Below are 18,165 nucleotides of genomic sequence, written 5' to 3'. Positions count from 1 at the left end.
TGATGTCCGACAGCATCCCTCATCCCGACCTCTCCGGTCGGCGAGTCCTGATCCCCGGCGGCACCGGAGGGGTCGGGGAAGGCGCCGTGCGCTCCTATCTCGCGGCGGGCGCGCAGGTGGTGGTGCCCACACGCAGCAAGGAGCGGGCGGAGGAGTTCCGCCTACTACTCGGCGAGGCCGCAACCGCGCGCCTGCACCTGTTCGAGCACGACTACACCGACTTCGCGGGCGCGGAGGCGCTCGTCGCGACCATGGTCGACCGGCTCGGCGGCGTGGACGACGTCGTCGCCCCGATCGGCGGCTGGTGGCACGGCAGGCGGTTGTGGGAGATCGACGAGGCGGACTGGCAGGCGGCCTTCGTGGGCCTGGCGACCGCGCACATGGCCGTGGTGCGCGCGGCCCTGCCGCGCATGACGAGGCAGGGCGCGTACTCCATCGTCGTCGGCGAGTCCGCCCACGTCCCCATCCCCGGAAGCGGCCTGGTGAGCATGGAGCAGACCGCGCTCCAGATGATGCACCAGGTGCTTGCCGTCGAGCTTCAGGGCGCCAAGCGCGTGTTCCTCCTCGAACTCGGCCCCGTCGCGACCCGCTTCGTCGAAGCCGTCGACCCCGCCCAGGTCACTTCCGCGCAGATCGGTGCGGTCGCCGTCGCGGCCTCCGCCTCGACGCAGCCCGGCAGCTTGGTGCAACTGCTGAACCGGGCCCAGGCCGAGGAAGCCCTGGTCTCGCTCGGAGCGGCGTGGTGAGCGCCACCCGGCTCGGCTACGAGGTCATCGTGTCCGAGGCGATCCCGCTCGCCCTGCCGGGACGCACGCCCGATGGGGGCGCGCGTACCTGGGCGCCGGTGTCCACGACGCTCGTCTTCGGCCGTGACGAGGCGGTACTCGTCGACCCGCCGCTGACCACCGCCCAGGCGGAAGCCGTCGCGGACCGGGTCCGCACCCTCGGCCGGAGGCTCACGCACATCTTTGCCACCCACGCGCACGGCGACCACTGGTTCACCGCCCCGAGTCTGGCCGACCGGTTTCCCGGCGCCCAGGTGGTGGCCACGGGCGCGACCATCGCGCAGATGCACCGCACCGCCGAGGCGCGCGCGGGCTTCTGGGACAAGATCCTTCCCGGACGGATCCCGGCATCACCCGTCACGGCCGTCGCCGCCGAGGACCTCGAAAACCGGCTCGTCCTCGAAGGACACGTGCTGTCCGTCCTCGGTGTCGGGCACAGCGACACCGACGACACCAGCGTGCTGCACATCCCGGACCTCGACCTGGTCGTCGCGGGCGACGTCGTCTACAACGGCGTCCACCAGTACCTCGTCGAATCCCGTGACGGGGGACGCGACGCCTGGCGCCGTGCCATCGCCGCTGTGGAAGCACTCGGCGCACGCCGAATCGTCGCCGGCCACAAGAACCACCGGTACGACGACGACGCGGACCGGCAGATCCGCGAGACCCGCCGCTACCTCGCCGACACCGACCAGCTGCTGGAAACAGAGCCGACACCGGAACTCTTCTACAGTGCCATGATCCGGCGGCACCCTGACCACCTCAATCGCAGCAGCCTCTGGGGCAGCAGCCAGGCGCTCTACCCGGACCGCACCCAGGGGACCCCGCCGCCCACCTGACGGATGGTCGCCGTGGGTCCGCCGGACGGGCGTCAGTCCTGCTTCACAGCCAGTCGGCCGGGAGGAGGCAGTGCGCCGTGCGTGGGCGGCGACGACGCGATGACGGCTGTGGAGATCGCAGGGCCCAGGCTCCGCGTACCGCATTGCTCATCACACACTTCGCCGGGGCCGGACGAAAGCCCGTGCCCCGGCGAAGTGTGGGTGCCCGGCGGTCAGCCCACCGCACTCGCTGTGGCGTGGTTGATGGTGTGCTTATTGATCTTGATTGTGGCCTGCTGTTGTTCAGTTGTACTGGGTGGTAGTTCTGGTCAGCCGGTGATCTTGGCGAAGCCTGGGCACCCCCACTGACAGCGCAGTCACGGGGCCGGTTTTGCAGAACAGGGCCCGCGCGAATGGGCCTTGTCCTGTGTTCCATGAGACACGTCAAAGTCTGGAGAAGGACGCCCGGGCGGTCGTCATCGGCGACCCGTTCCCGTACACCACCGAGGCGTCAGTATCGTCCAGTTGCGCGTCGACCGGTTCGACGTCGCCAAGCTTCTCGCTCCGGTGGACACCGCGGTCATGGCCTGTGTGGACGCCGCGCTGCGCGCCGTCCAGGACCTGGAGCGCGCGATGGCGGGGAGGTTGCGGCGTCGCTGCAATGTGTCTCTTGGGTCCAGAGGGTTCGAGTCGATCGCGTGTAGCGCTTGGCGGCCAGCTTCCATGGCTGTTGCGACGCTAGTGGCAGGGGCGTGGTCGCGGCGGAGTCGGTAGGCGTTCATAAGGTGTGCTGCTGCCATGGCCGCGTCACCGGCGGCACGGGCTAGTCGGTCGCCTTCGTGGGCCACGGTGTTTTCGAGGGCCGTACGGTCACCAACTCGCCGACGGTGACCGAGACAGGCTCGCCGGCCTACCAGTGAACCTCTGTACAGACATCTCAGGGGGATAGGAAGTCAAGCTGTCGTACGTCCGTCCGACGGGGCACGTCCGCGGCTGTGTGCTTCAGATCGCTGTGATACGGACTCGGGTCGAAGGCAGGAGACTGGTGCGATGGAAAGTGTGGACGTACGAGATGTCTGTTTCGTCAATGGATCGGTGAGGCTGGCTGGTGTCTTAGCGGTGCCACGGCGAGGGGGTGTGGCCTGCGCGGGTGTGGTGTTGGTAGGGGGGTCGGGGCCGTCCGACCGGGACAACGACACGTTCTTTCCGCCGCTGCGTCGGCACCTGCTGGATGCCGGGATTGCTGTGCTTTCCTACGACAAGCGAGGCGTCGGCGGGTCGTCCGGCGACTGGCGCACCGCAACGCTGACTGACCTGGCGACTGACGCGACCGCTGCGGTGGACTTCCTTCGCTCCCGGCCCGAGGTGCGGTCCGAAGCTGTGGGGCTTTTTGGCCACAGTGAGGGTGGCTGGGTGGTTCTTCGTGCATCGACAGCGCGGGACGACATGCCCTGGGTTGTCACCAACAGTTGCCCGGGAGTGAGTCCGGCGGTGCAAGAACGTTATGCCCTGGCCAATCGCCTGCGAGAGGTACCTCTGAGTAGCCAGAGCGACATCGGTCGAACTTTGGACCTCTACGACCGTCTCATCGAGGCAGGCCGATGCGACGCGGACTTCGCGACGGCGGTCCAACTCGTGGACGCTGCTGGCAGCCCGCCGGGACTGGCGTACTACTGGGCAGACATCGACGAACGCCTCTGGGGGTTTCTCAAGCGCAAACAGGACCACGATCCGACCGGTGATCTCTGCGGACTGCGCTGCCCGCATCTGGCGTTTTTCGGGAGCGAGGACCGGCTGGTTCCCGTCGCTGACAGCCTCCGCGTGTTCGGCGCTTCCGTCTGTCATCCGGCGCGTCCCCGTCGCGCAACGCTGACGGTGGAAGTGCTGCCAAGAGCCGATCACCGATTGCAGCTGCCGGGTGCTACCGAGCCAGCACCTGAGTACTTCGACACGCTGACACGCTGGCTCCGCCGGAACTGATCTCGGCGTTCTAGACGAGTCATTCCGATGTGATCAGTGGTCGTAGGTGGTCGGGGACCGCATGAGCGGCTGTGCGGTCGTGTGGTTGTGCCGGATCGCCGCAGTCGGCGCAAGCACGCACCGCGCAACGCGGACGGTGACGTTCTCGAAGGCACGGCTGCCATGTTGATCCCGATCGATGAGGCCGCGGCGGAGTCTTTCGCCGATTTGATCAGGCGGTGCCGGTCACCTGCGCAGCCAGCTCTTCTTGGGGGGATCGGCCGGGACCGCCTCCCGCGTCATCTTTGGTGGTCCAAGGGGAGCGGGATGCAGACGACGTCGCTGCGCAAGGGTGAGAACACGGTTCTGTCGACAGCTCGGACGGTGCTGTCGGAGTCGGTCCAGGGGTTGTCGGCGGATGTGTCCGCGCTGCTCCTCGGCGCCGACGGCAAGGTCCGCGGTGATCACGACCTGGTCTCCTACAACCATCCCGCCCAGGCCGGAGTGTCCGTCGCGGGTGCGGCAGTCACCGTGGACCTTCCTCGTCTGCCGGCTGACGTGCAACAGGTGACTGTGGTGGTGAGCGCCGACCCTTTGCAGCCTGGCGCCGTTTTCACCCGGGCACCTCAGCTGTCGGTCACCCAGAGCGGGGTGACGCTCGCGTCGTTCACCGCGCCGGACTTCACCGCAGGGGAGACAGTCGTGGTCCTGGCGGAGGCATACCGGCGCCAGGAGGGCTGGAAGCTCCGCGCTGTGGGACAGGGCTACGCCACCGGCCTTGCGGGACTGGCGACCGACTACGGTGTCGATGTCGACACCGACCCGGAGCCTTCCGGCGCACGGCTGCCCCCGCAGACCCGCACGGCAGGTGCACCGGTTGCTTCGGCCGACCTGACCAAGCTGGAGCGGAAGGCCCCAGGACTGCTGGCTCCCGCTTCGGACAGCTCCACACCCAGGTCGACTGGGGCTGGGGCAACGTGGCCGACGCGATGCGCGGGCCGTCAGCCACTACCAGGAATCCGGAGCCGCAGACCCGCCTTCGTCGTCACCCAGGTCGGTGACGAGCCCTGGGACAAGGCAGAGGTCCGCTCCATGCTCCAGAGCACCGCCTCACTCGGCATCTTCCGGCTCTTCGTCGGCTTCGGCCGCGGCAAGCTCGCCTTCTCCAAAGAACCTCAACGCCTCCGCCTCGGCCACCTTCACCAACGTCGCCTTCTACGACGCCAGCAAGAACCCCGGCTCAGTTCCCGGAGAACGCTTCTACACAGGCCTTGTCGACTCCTTCGCGACCTGGATGCAATCGTGAGCCGGGGGAGCTACTCGGAAGGGGCACGGTGACGGTTGCCGCGAACATCCGCATCCCCCGGGAACCCAGGGACCGGCTTGCCGCTGTTGCTGCCGCGGAGGGGTTGTCGCTGCACGCCCACCTGGCGCGGCTCGCGCAGACTCTGCTGACGCCGGCCGAACGGGCCGGGCGGGCCGAGAAGGCAGGCGCCGTGCTGGAGGCGTGGAACGGCTAAGCTCCCGCGCCCGCTGAGGAGCGGGACCTCGACCGCCGGCTGGCACGGGCGACCGGCCGTTGAACGACGTTCGGTGTACGCCCCAGCGGAGGCCGCCGCGTTCGCCCTGGTCAAGGCGGCCGAAGCATGAGGCAGGGCCACGCGCTGTGTCTGACCTGGGCTGTTCTTCTCTTCCTTGATCACTCGGTGTGGTGGTGTGCTGACATGTTGTCAGTGTTGCCTGTCAATATGGGCCAGTATGCGGGGAGTTGTGACGAGGGGGAGGCTTGTATGCCGTGGGTGAGGCCGTACCTACGCTCTGACGGGACACCGGTTCGCGGACATGCGCGGTGGGCTCCGGATGCCAAACGGGAAACGACGATCTTCGCTGTAGTGGCCTTGGCGGTGGTCGGGCCGGGCAACAGCGACATCTCGGCGGGGGAGGGGAGCACACCGCGGCCGCAGACCACGGTCCAGTACCCGATCCGGTGGGACCACGCCCCCGCCGCCCGGGCACCGCAACCCCGGCCCACGGTGTCGTACCCGATCCGGTGGGAGCGGTGACCCGGCGGCGGCCGGTGCGGTGACGCAGCCGACGGCCCGGCCGACGACACCAGCAGCGCGACGCGCAGCTGCTCGTCTTCGCCGCGGTGACGGCGGCCGGTATCGGCCTGGTGGCGATGGTGGTCAACTGGCTGCTGGCCCACTGGTGGATCCTCGCCGCCGTCCTGGTCTTCGCCGACGCCGGCTGGCTCTACGACCGCCAGCAACGCGCCCGGTGGGAGGCGGTGCGGGCGGAGGGCCTGCGCTACGGACTGCCTCAGCTCGACGCGCTGTACTACACCCACTTCGAGGATGCCGTCCGGGACCTGATGCAGCGCGACGGCTGCCAGGATGCTCAGCGGGTTGGCGGCCGCGGCGACCTCGGCGCCGACGTGAACCACCGACCCCTACGGACGGTGATGGGTCATCCAGTGCAAGCACCGCCGCAACGGCGCCCACGGCCTCCCGGTCGGCACACCCGACCTCCAGGTCCTCAACGGCACCGCCCGCCAGGTGCACGGCGCCGACGTCGCCGTGATCGTCACGAACGGCCGGGTGGCCGGCCCGGCGGTCACGTTCGCCAGGCAGCAGCGGCTGCACGTCGTCGACCGCCAGACGCTGGCCGTGTGGGCGTCCGGCTCCCGCCCCTCGTGGGAGCTGCTGCGGGCAGTGCCGCCTCCGCGCAGTCCGACGGCTCCTGGCCGCGGTCGTGTTCGTCGCGACCTCGGGCTGTACGTGGCAGCAGCCGCCGGCGAGCTCGTTCGGCCCGTCCGGCGCGACGGCCCACTGCCGGTTCACCGAATGGACCAAGGCCCGGGTGCGGGCCAGGCTCCACCGCCTGGTCCTCGACGAGCTCGGCGCCCGCGGTGGACTGGACTGGTCGCGGTGCGCGATCGACTCGGTCAACACGCGGGCCCTGAAAGGGGGCCTGACGGGCCCGAATCCTGTCGACCGAGGCAAGTACGGCTCGAAGATCCATCTGATCACCGAGCGGACCGGTCCCCTGTCCGTCGGCATCTCTGACGCCAACGCCCACGACAGCCAGGCTCTGAGCCCGCTCGTGAAGGGCATACCCCCGATCCGGCCCCGCCGCGGCCCTCGTCGGCGTAGGCCCGGCAAGCTTCACGCCGACAAGGGCTACGACTACCGCCATCTGCGGCAAAGGCTGTCACGGTGAGGCATCCGGCACCGCATCGCGCGCAAGGGCGTCGAGACCTCACAGCGACTCGGGCGACACCGCTGGACCATCGGACGCACCATGGCCTGGCTCGCCGGCTGACGCGGACTCCACCGCCGCTACGAACGCAGAGCCGACCACTTCCTCGCCTTTACCAGTCTCGCCTGCACCCTCATCTGCTCCCGTCGATTCGCCAAATGAGATGACTTCAAGGCGACGGATGCCCGCCCCGACGCTGACGTGGAGGATCTGTTCCGATGTCCGGGGCACCGAGGAGGCGCGCGAGCAGGACGGCCGAGTCCAGCTCATCGTCGGACAGGAGGAGTGTGAGGGACGTTGTCCCCGCGTCGACCGTGCAGTCGAGTCCGTGGTCCGCGAGTACATCGTTGAGGTGCTGGCGGTGGTGCGGGCGGTGCTCCAGGGCTGCAGCATCGTCGCGATGAGCGTGCGTACGGAATCGACGCTGGAAAGGGTCAGGACGACCCGGGCGGTGTCGAAGTCCTCGTCCCCGACGTTGCCCGGGGTGTATCCGGCGTCGATCACCACCGTGCCGGGCTTGATGTCCTCACCTCGGATCAGCCGAGGCCGTCCCACGGCCGCTACCACGACGTCTGCTTCCCGGACGACCGCCGACAAGTCCGCCGTGCGCGAGTGGCAGTACGTCATCGTTGTATTCTTGGCGGGCAGGAGTTCCCGGCCGGCTTGCCGAGAATCGCGCTGCGACCCACCACGACGGTGTGCTTGCCGGCGAGGTCGACCTCGTACGCCTCCAGCAACCGCATGATTCCGCCTGGAGTGCGGGACACAAAGCCCGGCCGCGCGAAGGTCATCGCGGCGAACGAATGCATATGCCGTGCACGTCCGGATCGCCGGACAGAGCAGCGAGGGTGTCGATCAGTTCGGCGGTCGTGGTGGTGGCGGGCAAAGCGATGTGCCGGGACCGGGGCTCGCCTCCTTCGCACACCGCGCCCGCTGCATGCGGCCATAGGTGACCGACGCCGGGTCCTCTCCCACCAGCACCGTCGCCAGTCAGGGACTGGTCCCCCCACGCCGTGAAATCTCTGCCGCCTTGGCAGCAGCCTCTTCGACAAGGCGATTGGCGGGGCTGGCGCCGTTCATGAGCTGGGCCGTCTGAGTCGCGGACATCGTTGCCTCCAGGCGTTGCTGACCACTCGCCCAGGCGCACGGCAACGACGTCTCGTCAGACCGTTCCCCGATGGTGTGCTCCACCTCGGTGCCAGTCACGGCCCACACCGCACTGGACGCAGCATGCGCATACCGGTCAGCGTTCGCGTACGACCCGCATCTGCTCCTGGACGAGCATCTGCCGGCCCCGACGCTCACGCCCCGCAGGGAGACCGCGGCGGGGAGAACCGCCACCGGGCTCACTGCCGGACGGCGCGCAGTCCGTCCAGGAGCAGCCGCAGCCCGAACTCGAAGTGTGCCGTGAAGTCCGTACTGGTGAGCACCGGCAGGGTGGCGACGAGGTGCGGATACGTCCCTGCCTCCGCCACCGCGTCCTGCAGAGCCCCCGCGTTGGCGGGCCCCCCGCCCTCCGGCCGGAGCGCGGCCTGTTCCTCCAGGGTGTGGCCGACGGTGAAGTTGGTCACCGCGTAGAGAGTCCGCGCCGCCTCACCGTCGCTGAAGCCCGCCGCGCGCAGCACCCCGATGAGGCCGTCGGCGAAGCCCAGGGTGTTCGGGCCGGTCGAGTGTGTACCGGCATAGACGCGGGCGCCGTCGCGATGGGCGAGCAGGGCCGCACGCAGGGCGCGGGCCAGACGCGCCACTCCCTCGCTCCAGTCATCGTCCCCGGCCGGGCCGGTGGCGCCGGCGACGCCGCCGACCATGTACTCGGCCATGGCGGTGAGCAGGTCCTGTTTGGTCGCGAAGTAGCGGTACAGCGCGCCGGCCTGGACATCCATCGCGTCGGCGAGCCTGCGCATGGTCAGCGCGTCGAGCCCGGACTCGTCCAGCAGGTCGAGGGCGGTCCGGACGGTGCGGGCCCGGTTGAGCCGGGCGGGCCGGCCCCTGGCCGGGCTTGACGGTGTGCTCATGGACCCCACTATAGTGAACAGCGTTCATGTGAACGTCGTTCACTAAATAGAGGAGGTCATCTCTGATGGACACCGACGTAGTCGTCGCAGGCGCGGGCCCGACCGGGCTGCTGCTTGCCTGCGAGCTGGCACTGGCGGGCGCACGGACCCGGGTCCTGGAGCGCCGCACCGAACCGCAGCGCCATTCGCGGGCGCTGAGCCTGCACCCGCGCAGCGTGGAACTGATGGACCAGCGGGGACTGCTCGACCGGTTCCTCCCGCTCGGCCGGACCGTGCCGGGCTGGCACTTCGCGGGATTGCCCACACAGCTGGACTTCGGTGCCCTCGACTCCCGGCACGGCTACACCCTCTTCCTGGCCCAGGCGCGCACCGAGGCGGTCCTCGAGGAGCGGGCGCACGAGCTGGGGGTGGAGATCAGCCGGGGACACGAGATCCTCGGCGTGCGCCAGGACGGCGACGGGGCCGAGGTGGAGACGCGCGTTCCCGGCGGCGGCACCGAGACCGTACGTGCCCTGTACGCGGTCGGATGCGACGGCGGGCGCAGCCTCGTGCGGCGGACCGCGGGGATCGGCTTCCCCGGCACCGACGAGACCCTGACCGGGATGCTCGGGGACTTCGCGGTCGTCGACCCGCAGCCCGGCGCCCTGGATGCGGCGCGGGCCCGCGGCGTGATCGTCGCGCCGCTGGAGGAAGGGCTCACCCGGTTCGTCTGCCTGGATCCGGGGCGAATGCGGGTCCCGTCCCGGGAGCCGGTGACCCTGGAGGAGTTCCGTACGTCGCTCACCCGGATCACCGGCTCCGACTGCGGAATCGCCGAACCCCACTGGCTGTCGCGGTTCGGCAATGCCACGCGCCTCGCGGAGAGCTACCGCTCGGGACGGATCCTGCTGGCGGGCGACGCCGCCCACATCCACTTCCCCGCGGCGGGCCAGGGGCTCAACACCGGGCTTCAGGACGCCATGAACCTGGGGTGGAAGCTGGCCGCCTCGGTGCACGGCTGGGCCCCGCCCGGGCTGCTGGACAGTTACGACGCGGAGCGCCGACCGGCTGGCGAGTCGGTGACCGAGAACACCGAGGTCCAGACTCTGCTGGCAGAGCTGACGCTGGTAGCGCAGTACGAGCGCCCGGCCGCGGCCCTGCGCAAACTCCTCGACCAGCTGCTGGGCATGCCGGAGGTCAACCGCCGGCTCGCCGACCAGGTCTCCGCGCTCGGCACCCACTACCCGCCGGCGGACCCGGGCGCCGACCCGCTGGTGGGGCGGCGCATGCCCGATGTGGGACTGGCCGCCGCCGGTTCTGAGGCGACACGGGTGTACGAACTCCTCACCCAGGGCCGCTTCGTGCTGCTCGCTCTGGCGAAGGACCCCTCCCTGCGGGAGGCCGTCGGCACGGATCGGGCCTCCCGGGTCACGGCTGTATCCGTCGACAAGTACGACGAGCACGCCGACCTCGATGGGGTCACCGAGGTGCTCGTACGCCCCGACGGGCACGTCGCGTGGGCCACCCGGACCGCCGACCACGCCGCGCGCCGCGACGAGCGGGTCCAGGCGCTGTCCGCCTGGGTGGGTACGCCCTCCTGGAGGAGCTGATCATGTCTGTGAACCGCGTCAGTCCACCGTCCGTGCACAACCCGTCCGACCAGATCAGCCAGGTCGTCACCGTCGACGGTATGCGGCTCGTGCATCTCTCCGGCCAGGTCGCCTGGGATGAGCGAGGGCGGCCCGTGGGACTCGGCGACCACGGGGCCCAGGCGGCACAGATCGCCCGTAACCTCGACGCCGCGCTCGCCGCGGTCGGCGCCACCCGCAACGACATCATCGAAGAGACCCTCTACGTCGTCGACTACACCCCGAAGCTGCTGCCCGCGATCTTCGGGCCGCTGCGGGCCGGTGTCGCGAAAGCACCCGCGAGCACGCTGGTGGGCGTGTCCGCGCTCTTCGCACCGGGGTTCCTCCTGGAGGTCAAGGTGATCGCCGCGCTCCCCGGTCAGGGGAGCCGGGACCGGGCCGTACCGGCCGACGCCGGCACCGAGGCGGGCGAGCCCGTCGGGGCGCACGCGACGGAGGGGGGCCAGGATCTCGAAACGGCACTCACCCGCCGGGCCTGGGAGGACCCGTCCTTCGCCGCGCGACTGGAACGCGAGCCCTTGGAGGCCCTGGCGTCGGTGGGCGTGCACGTGCCCCCGGGAGTCAGGGTGCAGGTCAGGCTGCAGAGACGCGACACGCTGTACTACGTCCTCCCACCCGCGAAACGGCCGGAGGAGCCGGACCGCGGTGAGCCCGTGAACCTCATGGACCTGTGGCGCAGCGGGGACAACTTCGTCTGGATGCTGCCCGAACGGCTCAAGACCGAACTGCTGGCCATGCGACGAGGCTTCATCGAGGCCCGGACCGGCACCGATACGACATACGACGCGGAGCAACCATGAAACATGACGCCGGTACCCTCCACACACTGCGGCTCGTCAACGACAGCGCCTACCGGGAGAGGATCGTCGCCGACCCGAAAGCGGTGCTGTGCGAGGAGTCGGGCCACCATCCGCGCGAGGACTTCACCGTCGAGGCGGTGGAACAGCGAGACGACACCATCGTCATCCTGCTCCCCGCGGAACCGCAGAACGACGAGGATTTCCAGGAGCGGCTCGCCGAGGTGTCCCAGCGCGTGTACGACGTGCTGTTCTCGTCCGGAGTCGGCGGGTTCCTGATTCCCGACGACCGCCTGAAGTGGATTCTGCGGGACATCCGCTCCTCCTGGACGGCCAAAGCCGGGCAGGAGGGATGACGGCCACCTTCGTTCTCGTGCACGGCTCCTGGCTCGGCGGCTGGGCCTGGGGGCGGGTCGCCCCCCGGCTACGGACGTGCGGCCACACCGTCCTGTGCCCTTCACTCGCCCCGGCCGGACCCGGCGTCGGACTGCGCACCCACATCGCCGAGATCGTCGCCCTGATCGACAGGCACGCTCTCACCGACGTGATCCTCGTGGGACACAGCTACGGGGGCATGGTCATCACCGGAGCCGGATACGAACGACCGCAGCACATCCGGCAACTCGTATACCTGGACGCGTTCTTCCCCTCGCCGGGCCAGTCGGCCTTCGACCTCCAGCCCGTCCTGCGCGACGCGTGCGACGCCGCTGCCGCTCTGCGGCCGGAACAGGAAGCATGGCTGATCCCTCCCTTCGGCTTCGAGACCATGGGTCTCGCGGCGACCGACCTGGAGTGGGTGACCGCGCGGGCCCGGCCGATAAGCCGGGCCACCCATGAAGAACCCCTGCCGGAACCCGCGTCCGGCCACCCTCACCCACCGGCGACCTACATACGGTTCGGCGGTTCTCCCTTCTTCGCCGACACGGCGAATACGGCACTGCGGCGCGGAGCCCGGCTCCTGACAGTCGAAGGCGCCGCCCATCTGGCACCCATCTCCGATCACGAACGCGTATGCGCCGTGCTCGCCCGGACCGGCTGAGGAGTCGGGGTGCGGGCGGGGGACCATCGCCTTGACGGACCCCGCCCGCACCGTCAGGAAGGCCGTCTGCGTCGGCGGGCCACCCTCGCCCTGCCCAGGGCGGAGCGCCTGCGCCATGGCGCCGCCGTATGACCGCCGCAGCCTCCTCACAGTCGGTCCATCGCGAGCTGTCGCATGGTGAGGTTCGTGCGGTTGGCTTCGAAGGTGTTCGTTGACTCCGTTTATAGGTGAGTTCTGGCTCCACTTGGCGGCCGGAGAGTCTCGTTTGGTAGGTGAGAAGTGACTCCACCTTGGGCGGCGCCTGCCTGGCTGTGTCGCCGAGTGGCGGCTCCGGCCCACTCGTTGTGGAACCGGTCGACATCGTGGCTGCCCGACAGCGGCCGTCCGGATGCGGTGCAGGTCAGGTGCCTCTGCCAGAACCGCACGGGAACGCTTTTGCCCCGCACCACAGAAAATTGGTCCAGAGCCCCAATGAAGTGACACAGCCACTTTGCTATTCGGTGATGCTGCGGTTGCTGCTCAGGATGTCTTCGGAGTCTGCTGCCCCCGGCGGTCCGCGTCCTGCCGGCGAAGGCCCTCGAGGATGACGTTCATCAGAGGCCGTGCTGTTGACCCCCATTCGTCCCGGTCCAGCCGGCCGAGGGAGGCGATGAGCAGGAGGACTCCGCGGGCGTCCACGTCCGTGCGGAGGGAACCGGTTGCTTGCCCGGCGTCCAGCAGGTGGCCGAGGGCGCCTTCGATGGGGTTCTGGCTGTGGGCGACAAGGTCTTGCCACGCCGCCGGCTCAAGCGCCGCCAGGACGCCGTACTTGATCTCGGCGTAGTCGATCACTCGGTCAAACCAGTGGTGATCGCCGGGCAGGGCACCGTGGGCCTCGAACTCGCCGCGGACGCGGGCCCGTTGACGGACATTCTCGTGTCCATCGGCGGGGGCGGTCTGATCGCCGGTGTGGCGGCGGCGCTGCGGGCGTTGCGGCCGGGCGTGCGCGTGTGGGGTGTGGAGACGACCGGCGCCGACGCGATGACGCAGGCGCTGGCCCACGGCGGCACGGTGCAGGTGGACGTGGGCTCCCGCATCACCACGCTCGGCGCGCCCACCGTGTCCCCGCTGACGTACACCATGGTCCACGACCTCTTCGACGAGGTCCTCGTGGTGCCGGAGGCGGAGGCGTTCGCCGCCGTGCGGGAGATGGCGGAACACGCCAAGGTGTGGACGGAGCCCGCCGCCTCCTGCCTGCCCGCCGCGTCGTCGCCAAGAACGGCATATGGACCGCCTCGGCCTGGCGGTCTGCGGCGGCAACGCCACGGTCATCACGTCGTACGCGGGACTGACCTCGTAGCGCGCCTGTCGGGCACTGCCTTCTCCAACTCGGGGAAAGATCGTCTTTGAGGACGACGAGAGGTGGAGAACTGTGGCGACCGGCGCGCTCTGGCTGACGGCGATCGTGTTGCTCGGCTCCTGTGTGCAGTGGCTGACCGGCATGGGCTTTGCTCTGGTGGCGGTCCCGGCCCTGATCCTTCTCCTGGGCCCGACCCAGGGGGTGATCCTCGCGAACTGCGCCTCCGGTGTGATCTGCGCGGTCGGTCTGGTGAGCGGCTGGCGGGAGGTCCGGTGGTCCGCGATGGTGCCGCTCTGCGCGGCCTCCGCGTGCACCGTCCCGCTGGGCGCGTGGACGACGCGCCATCTCCCGGAACCGGCGCTGCTGATCGTCATGGGAGCCCTGGTGACGGTGGCCGTGCTGTTGATCGTGCGCGGGCTGCGCGCCCCAGCGCTGCGGGGCCGCGCGGGAGCCGTCGGCACGGGCGCGGTGGGCGGGTTCATGAACGCCGCGGCGGGTGTGGGCGGCCCGCCGATCTCCTTGTACGCGCTCAACGCCGGATGGAGCGTCCGGGAGTTCGTGCCCAACGCGCAGTTCTACGGGCTGTTCGTCAACACCTTCTCGGTCGCGGCGAACGGCGTGCCGCGCCTGGGTGGCGTCCAGTGGGCGTGTGTCGCCGTCGCGATGGCGGTCGGGGTGCTGATCGGCCGGGCCCTCGCGGAGCGCACCCCCGAGCGCCGGGCCCGGGCGCTGGTGCTGACCCTGGCGCTGGGGGGCGGGGTGACGACGCTGCTCAAGGGGGTGCTGGAGCTGTGAGCCCCGCGCCGGACGGCGGCTGCTCCACCCTGGACGGCCGCCGACCGCTTTCGCAGCCGTTGCTCCTTTCGAAGGCGATCCGCGCCTGGCTCCGCCGCAAGGGCATCGCCCACACGATTCCCGAGCGGGCCGACCAGGTCCGCAACCGGGCCCGGCGAGGCAGCCGCGGCGGCCGACCGCCGGCCTTCGACCGCGAGGTCTACAAGCACCGCAACGTTGTGGAACGCTGCTTCAACCGCCTGAAGCAGTGGCGCGGCATCGCCACCCGCTACGACAAGACCGCCCAGTCATACGAAGCAGCAGTCACCCTCGCGTCACTCCTGATGTGGGCGTGACATTTGACGACAGAACCTAGTCCCACCCCGACCCCGCTGTGAGGGACAACCAGGTCAACACCATGCTGGCGGAATGGGGGTGCGGTGGGATGGGAGCCGGTGAACCACGTAGCCGTGACGGACTCGGGCGCGAGCCGCGCCGCGTGGCGTCGTTGCCTGTCTCCGTGGTTAGGACGTAGTCGAAGCCGAGCTGGACCAGATGCGGGGGCGGTAAGGGAACGAACGGGGACATGGACAATTCCTGACGTACGGGCGCCGTGCCGATCGCGGCGACGTCCCAGCAGGTTCGGCCCGCCAGCCCGTGGACAGAGGCCAGAGAACTCTCCCCCCCCGAGCCGAAACCGGCGAATTGGGTCTGCAAGGGTCAAACCTGTCCCCCTTGTCCATGGTGGTCGGGCCGACCACGAGCCCGACCTTGACCCCTTGTCCACCTCTGCTACCACCCCGACCACGGCCGTGTTTTCCCTTGAACGCGTCCGCTACCGGCCATGGTTAGACCGCGGACAAGGGGGGTCCCCTGCACGCTGCTCCCTCGAGTTCCCGCCCACCAGGGCGGCCCGAAGCGAAGGAGTCACTGCGATGACCACGCACCGACCCCCGGCAGGCGCCCGGCGCGCCCGTCCCGACCACGGGCCCGACCAGCAGCGGGCAAGCCGTCCCGGCCTCCTGCGGCGCGCACTTGGGAGGCCACTGTGGAACCCACTTTGGTGCCCGGCACCGAGCCGGACGGAGAAAGCCCAGGTCAGCACGCAGATATGGGCGCGCGCCGCGTTGTCACAACCCTCATATCTACTCCTGAACTTTGAAGTGATGTCAGTAGAGGAGGAGATCATCGGGTTCGGGGGCCGGGTGCCCTTGGCGGCCGGGCGCGGCCGGCGCTCGGCAGGTGGCCGCGCGTGCCAGACGACGGGGAAGGAGCGCAGCTGATGGCGGTCAAGCGTGAGGAGAACCCGGCGGGCGTCGAACAACCTGCGCGGTGACGTGCTGCGCGTGCTCGGAGTGCTGAAGGTCGCCACGGTCGAACAGATTCAGCAGATCTCAGCCCCCGCACCTGAGCTACCGCCACACCGACAAGCCGACCCCCTCGAAGCGGAAGCAGGCTCGCACCGCCTCCCACACCGGGGCGCTGTCCGATCTGCGCAAGCACGACCTGGCGGAGAACGGCGGGCAGCTCCCAGGCGGGGACACGCTGCGCAACCTCACCCCGATGGGCCCGACGGCCGCCGCTCGCGAGCTGGGGCGGCCGGTGGGGGAGATGGGCAACCCGGCCCGCGGCGCGGGCCGCACCGGGGCCTCCCACCCCATGACCGTCAACGAAGCCGTGCTCGCCCTGCTGCGCCCGAAGCCGACCCTCACCCAGCTCGCCAACGAGCCGGCCGACATCCGCGCCGCCGCCCAGGCCGCCTTCGACGCGCCCGCCGGACTGGGCACCATCGCCTCCTACGCGACCGAGGTGGCGCTGCCCGCGACGGGCACCTGGGCCAATCCGGGCAAGGGCGGCGCCCAGACGGACATCGTCATCACCGCGCCCGAGGACGGGGTGCTGCTGCTGTTCGTGGAGATCGACAACTGCTTCGAGTCCGCTCAGGTCCTCGCCGGGAAGACCGACAAGTACATGCGGTTTGGCCAGCGGAAGGTGAAGGACGTCGACGGCAAGGAGCGGCCGATGTGCCGCACCCGCTGGTGGGTGCCCGACGGCCGCCACGGCGACCGGCCCCACCCGCCGCTGCTGCTCGTCTTCAACCGCGTCGGCCCGCGCAACCCCGACACCGTCATCGCGCAGCTGGCTGAGCTGACCGAGCGGCACTGGAAGGGCACCGCGTACGACGGTGGCTTCCACATGTACGACGGCAAGCTGCCCATCGTGGCCACCGGCATGAAGCTGCTGAAGGAGCACGGCCCGGCCGGAGCGGTCTTCCGGCGCTTCGGCCGACCGCACAAGCAGACGCTCCTCGAGGCGATCGGCAACCCACGCCGCGAAGCGGCCGACGCCCGCCAGCGAGCCGAGTACGCCGCCCGCCAATGGGAGCACCAGGAGGAGCTGCGTCGCATCGCCGCACAGCACCGGGCCGAGCGGGAGGCCAGCCGTCCCGTGTGCGCCGGCTGCGGCACCCGGTTCACCGACGAACGGTGGAAGGCCATCGAGCCCACCGGGTGGGACGCCCCACGCGATACCCACCCGCACCTGTGCGACGACTGCAAGCAGCGCGCCATCACCGCCGAGCGTCAAGCCGAGCAGGCTGGGTCTGAGCACCAGGAGCACGACCAGGCCGTGCCCGAGCAGAAGGCCGGCGGCACCTGGCTCTCCCGCTTCCGCAGCTGACGCGCGAGCGGCGACACGGCCGGTCAGGTCCGTCCTGCCCGGCCGGGGCGGCTACTCCCAGGGCTTCGGTAGCGCATGCCACAGGGTTCTGAGCCAGTCGGGCGGGTTGGTGAGGAACTTGTCCTGGGCCCTGATGGAACGGGCTGCCCCTACGTCGTGCATCTGGGCGGCCCCGAGCTCACCACCTGGCCCTACGCTCACCGTCGGACCGCCCTGGAGACGCTGTTGGCGGACACGCCGTTGACCGCGCCGTTCACGCTCTGTCCGTCGATCACCGACCCGACTGCTGCGTGGGTCTGGCTCACCTGGACATCCGCCGGCCTGGAGGGCCTGTGCTTCAAGAGGCTGGCGGAGCCGTACCGCCCCGGGACCAGAGCATGGGGCAAGTACAAGGTCCGCACCACCACCGAGGCCGTCGTCGGTGGGGTCACCGGCCCGCCCGCCGCGCCCCGCACCCTGCTGCTCGGCCGCTACGACAGCGCGGGCACGCTCCGCTACACCTCTCAGATGCCCCACCAGTCGAAGGGGTGGGTGGGCACGTGCACGCCGCAGGCGCGGTCCAAGCGAACCGTACGGCCCCGGTGGAAGAGCAGAGGCTTGAGGCGTTCGCCGGCTGCGGCTAGGCGCTGGACCCGCCCCATGACGGCTACGTGATCACCTGTGGGAAAGCTGCTCTCGACGTCACACTCGATCCAAGCCGTCGCGCCTGCGAGACGCGGCGCGGTGGCGGCCGCCAGTTCCCATTCGCCGGTGGCGAACCGGTCCGCCGTACGGCTGGCGAAGGCCTCGCAGACCTGCTGCTGGTCCTCGGCCAGCACATTCACACAGAAGTGCCCCGACTCGATGATCGCCTGGGAACTGGCCGAGTCCCGGCCGCCGTAGAAGACCACGAGGGGCGGCTCGAGAGAGACGGAGGTGAAGCTGCCCACGGTGACGCCTACCGGGCCCTGCGGTGTCGTGGCAGTCACCACGCACACCGAGGTCGGCACACGGCCGAGTACGCGCGTGAACGCCTCCGGGTCGGCCGCCGTTACGGGCTGGTCCATGGGGGCGGGCCCGGGTGCGGACATAGCG

At 70.0% G+C, this 18,165-nt stretch carries 13 protein-coding genes, 6 pseudogenes and 1 riboswitch; of the genes and pseudogenes, 15 read left to right on the top strand and 4 right to left on the bottom strand.

Annotated elements, in window-relative coordinates; translation table 11 throughout:
- The first annotated feature begins 2 nt into the window (after positions 1 to 2).
- The 7 genes and pseudogenes from ACIRGB_RS09485 to ACIRGB_RS09455 form a co-directional block, all read left to right on the top strand.
- On the top strand, positions 3 to 746 hold the full coding sequence (locus ACIRGB_RS09485) for an SDR family oxidoreductase (protein ID WP_403860776.1): 744 nt from the start codon (positions 3 to 5) through the stop codon (positions 744 to 746).
- Positions 743 to 1,624 (top strand): MBL fold metallo-hydrolase, encoded by an 882-nt coding sequence (locus ACIRGB_RS09480; RefSeq protein WP_403860773.1) that lies wholly within the window; start codon positions 743 to 745, stop codon positions 1,622 to 1,624. Before ACIRGB_RS09485 ends, ACIRGB_RS09480 begins: the two co-directional genes overlap by 4 nt.
- A 1,029-nt stretch (positions 1,625 to 2,653) precedes the next feature.
- Positions 2,654 to 3,583: an alpha/beta hydrolase family protein gene (locus ACIRGB_RS09475; RefSeq protein WP_403860770.1), complete on the top strand. Its 930-nt coding sequence runs from the start codon at positions 2,654 to 2,656 to the stop codon at positions 3,581 to 3,583.
- Between the two features lie 306 nt (positions 3,584 to 3,889).
- Positions 3,890 to 4,900 carry a TerD family protein gene (locus ACIRGB_RS09470; RefSeq protein ID WP_403860767.1) on the top strand — a complete coding sequence of 337 codons (1,011 nt, stop codon included), beginning with the start codon at positions 3,890 to 3,892 and terminating at the stop codon, positions 4,898 to 4,900.
- Positions 4,897 to 5,145, top strand: a pseudogene (locus ACIRGB_RS09465) (hypothetical protein). The gene ACIRGB_RS09470 and the pseudogene ACIRGB_RS09465 overlap by 4 nt, the downstream one beginning before the upstream one ends.
- A gap of 596 nt (positions 5,146 to 5,741) precedes the next feature.
- Positions 5,742 to 6,300 (top strand): annotated as a pseudogene (locus ACIRGB_RS09460) (restriction endonuclease); the annotation flags it as partial.
- Positions 6,245 to 6,982 (top strand): annotated as a pseudogene (locus ACIRGB_RS09455) (IS5 family transposase); the annotation flags it as partial. The pseudogenes ACIRGB_RS09460 and ACIRGB_RS09455, both read left to right, overlap by 56 nt.
- Positions 6,983 to 7,267: 285 nt before the next feature.
- On the opposite strand, the pseudogene ACIRGB_RS09450 reads toward ACIRGB_RS09455, so the two are convergent.
- Together ACIRGB_RS09450 and ACIRGB_RS09445 are read right to left on the bottom strand one after the other, a co-directional pair.
- Positions 7,268 to 7,927 (bottom strand): annotated as a pseudogene (locus tag ACIRGB_RS09450) (tetrahydrofolate dehydrogenase/cyclohydrolase catalytic domain-containing protein); the annotation flags it as partial.
- Positions 7,928 to 7,948: 21 nt separating this feature from the next.
- A riboswitch (ZMP/ZTP riboswitch) is annotated at positions 7,949 to 8,036 on the bottom strand.
- A 130-nt stretch (positions 8,037 to 8,166) separates the two neighbouring features.
- The gene (locus ACIRGB_RS09445; protein ID WP_403860764.1) at positions 8,167 to 8,835 is read right to left on the bottom strand and encodes a TetR/AcrR family transcriptional regulator; all 669 of its coding nucleotides are present in this window, start codon (positions 8,833 to 8,835) and stop codon (positions 8,167 to 8,169) included.
- A gap of 65 nt (positions 8,836 to 8,900) precedes the next feature.
- On the opposite strand from ACIRGB_RS09445, the gene ACIRGB_RS09440 reads away from it, so the two are divergent.
- From ACIRGB_RS09440 to ACIRGB_RS09425, 4 genes are read left to right on the top strand one after another with little or no spacing between them, the layout of a single operon-like run.
- On the top strand, positions 8,901 to 10,424 hold the full coding sequence (locus ACIRGB_RS09440; RefSeq protein ID WP_403860761.1) for a monooxygenase: 1,524 nt from the start codon (positions 8,901 to 8,903) through the stop codon (positions 10,422 to 10,424).
- A gap of 2 nt (positions 10,425 to 10,426) precedes the next feature.
- Positions 10,427 to 11,263, top strand: coding sequence for a Rid family hydrolase (locus ACIRGB_RS09435; RefSeq protein ID WP_403860758.1), 837 nt, complete (start codon positions 10,427 to 10,429; stop codon positions 11,261 to 11,263).
- Entirely contained in the window at positions 11,260 to 11,616 is a 357-nt protein-coding gene (locus ACIRGB_RS09430; RefSeq protein ID WP_403860755.1) for a hypothetical protein, read from the top strand. Before ACIRGB_RS09435 ends, ACIRGB_RS09430 begins: the two co-directional genes overlap by 4 nt.
- Entirely contained in the window at positions 11,613 to 12,299 is a 687-nt protein-coding gene (locus ACIRGB_RS09425; RefSeq protein ID WP_403860752.1) for an alpha/beta fold hydrolase, read from the top strand. Before ACIRGB_RS09430 ends, ACIRGB_RS09425 begins: the two co-directional genes overlap by 4 nt.
- Positions 12,300 to 12,818: 519 nt before the next feature.
- On the opposite strand, the gene ACIRGB_RS09420 is transcribed toward ACIRGB_RS09425, so the two are convergent.
- Positions 12,819 to 13,130 carry a hypothetical protein gene (locus ACIRGB_RS09420; RefSeq protein ID WP_403860749.1) on the bottom strand — a complete coding sequence of 104 codons (312 nt, stop codon included), beginning with the start codon at positions 13,128 to 13,130 and terminating at the stop codon, positions 12,819 to 12,821.
- Positions 13,131 to 13,139: 9 nt separating this feature from the next.
- On the opposite strand from ACIRGB_RS09420, the pseudogene ACIRGB_RS09415 reads away from it, so the two are divergent.
- From ACIRGB_RS09415 to ACIRGB_RS09400, 4 genes and pseudogenes are all read left to right on the top strand, one after another.
- Positions 13,140 to 13,638: pseudogene (locus tag ACIRGB_RS09415) on the top strand (pyridoxal-phosphate dependent enzyme); the annotation flags it as partial.
- A gap of 72 nt (positions 13,639 to 13,710) precedes the next feature.
- Positions 13,711 to 14,433 (top strand): sulfite exporter TauE/SafE family protein, encoded by a 723-nt coding sequence (locus ACIRGB_RS09410; protein ID WP_403860747.1) that lies wholly within the window; start codon positions 13,711 to 13,713, stop codon positions 14,431 to 14,433.
- Between the two features lie 80 nt (positions 14,434 to 14,513).
- Positions 14,514 to 14,768 (top strand): annotated as a pseudogene (locus ACIRGB_RS09405) (transposase); the annotation flags it as partial.
- A gap of 1,051 nt (positions 14,769 to 15,819) precedes the next feature.
- On the top strand, positions 15,820 to 17,091 hold the full coding sequence (locus tag ACIRGB_RS09400) for a replication-relaxation family protein (protein ID WP_403862085.1): 1,272 nt from the start codon (positions 15,820 to 15,822) through the stop codon (positions 17,089 to 17,091).
- Between the two features lie 503 nt (positions 17,092 to 17,594).
- On the opposite strand, the gene ACIRGB_RS09395 is transcribed toward ACIRGB_RS09400, so the two are convergent.
- Entirely contained in the window at positions 17,595 to 18,161 is a 567-nt protein-coding gene (locus tag ACIRGB_RS09395; RefSeq protein ID WP_403860744.1) for a flavin reductase family protein, read from the bottom strand.
- Positions 18,162 to 18,165 lie beyond the last annotated feature (4 nt).

Source organism: Streptomyces sp. NPDC102490 (assembly GCF_044765285.1).
In the GTDB taxonomy this organism is placed as follows: Bacteria; Actinomycetota; Actinomycetes; order Streptomycetales; family Streptomycetaceae; genus Streptomyces.
The sequence above is the reverse complement of the archived record's forward strand: the minus strand, read 5'-3'. Positions and strand labels throughout refer to the sequence as shown.

Bases quoted from the DNA above. Each gene is read 5' to 3' on its own strand.
- ACIRGB_RS09485 (WP_403860776.1), top strand. From the start codon at position 3: ATGTCCGACAGCATCCCTCATCCCGACCTCTCCGGTCGGCGAGTCCTG.
- ACIRGB_RS09475 (WP_403860770.1), top strand. From the start codon at position 2,654: ATGGAAAGTGTGGACGTACGAGATGTCTGTTTCGTCAATGGATCGGTG.
- ACIRGB_RS09470 (WP_403860767.1), top strand. From the start codon at position 3,890: ATGCAGACGACGTCGCTGCGCAAGGGTGAGAACACGGTTCTGTCGACA.
- ACIRGB_RS09445 (WP_403860764.1), bottom strand. From the start codon at position 8,835: ATGAGCACACCGTCAAGCCCGGCCAGGGGCCGGCCCGCCCGGCTCAAC.
- ACIRGB_RS09440 (WP_403860761.1), top strand. From the start codon at position 8,901: ATGGACACCGACGTAGTCGTCGCAGGCGCGGGCCCGACCGGGCTGCTG.
- ACIRGB_RS09435 (WP_403860758.1), top strand. From the start codon at position 10,427: ATGTCTGTGAACCGCGTCAGTCCACCGTCCGTGCACAACCCGTCCGAC.
- ACIRGB_RS09430 (WP_403860755.1), top strand. From the start codon at position 11,260: ATGAAACATGACGCCGGTACCCTCCACACACTGCGGCTCGTCAACGAC.
- ACIRGB_RS09425 (WP_403860752.1), top strand. From the start codon at position 11,613: ATGACGGCCACCTTCGTTCTCGTGCACGGCTCCTGGCTCGGCGGCTGG.
- ACIRGB_RS09395 (WP_403860744.1), bottom strand. From the start codon at position 18,161: ATGTCCGCACCCGGGCCCGCCCCCATGGACCAGCCCGTAACGGCGGCC.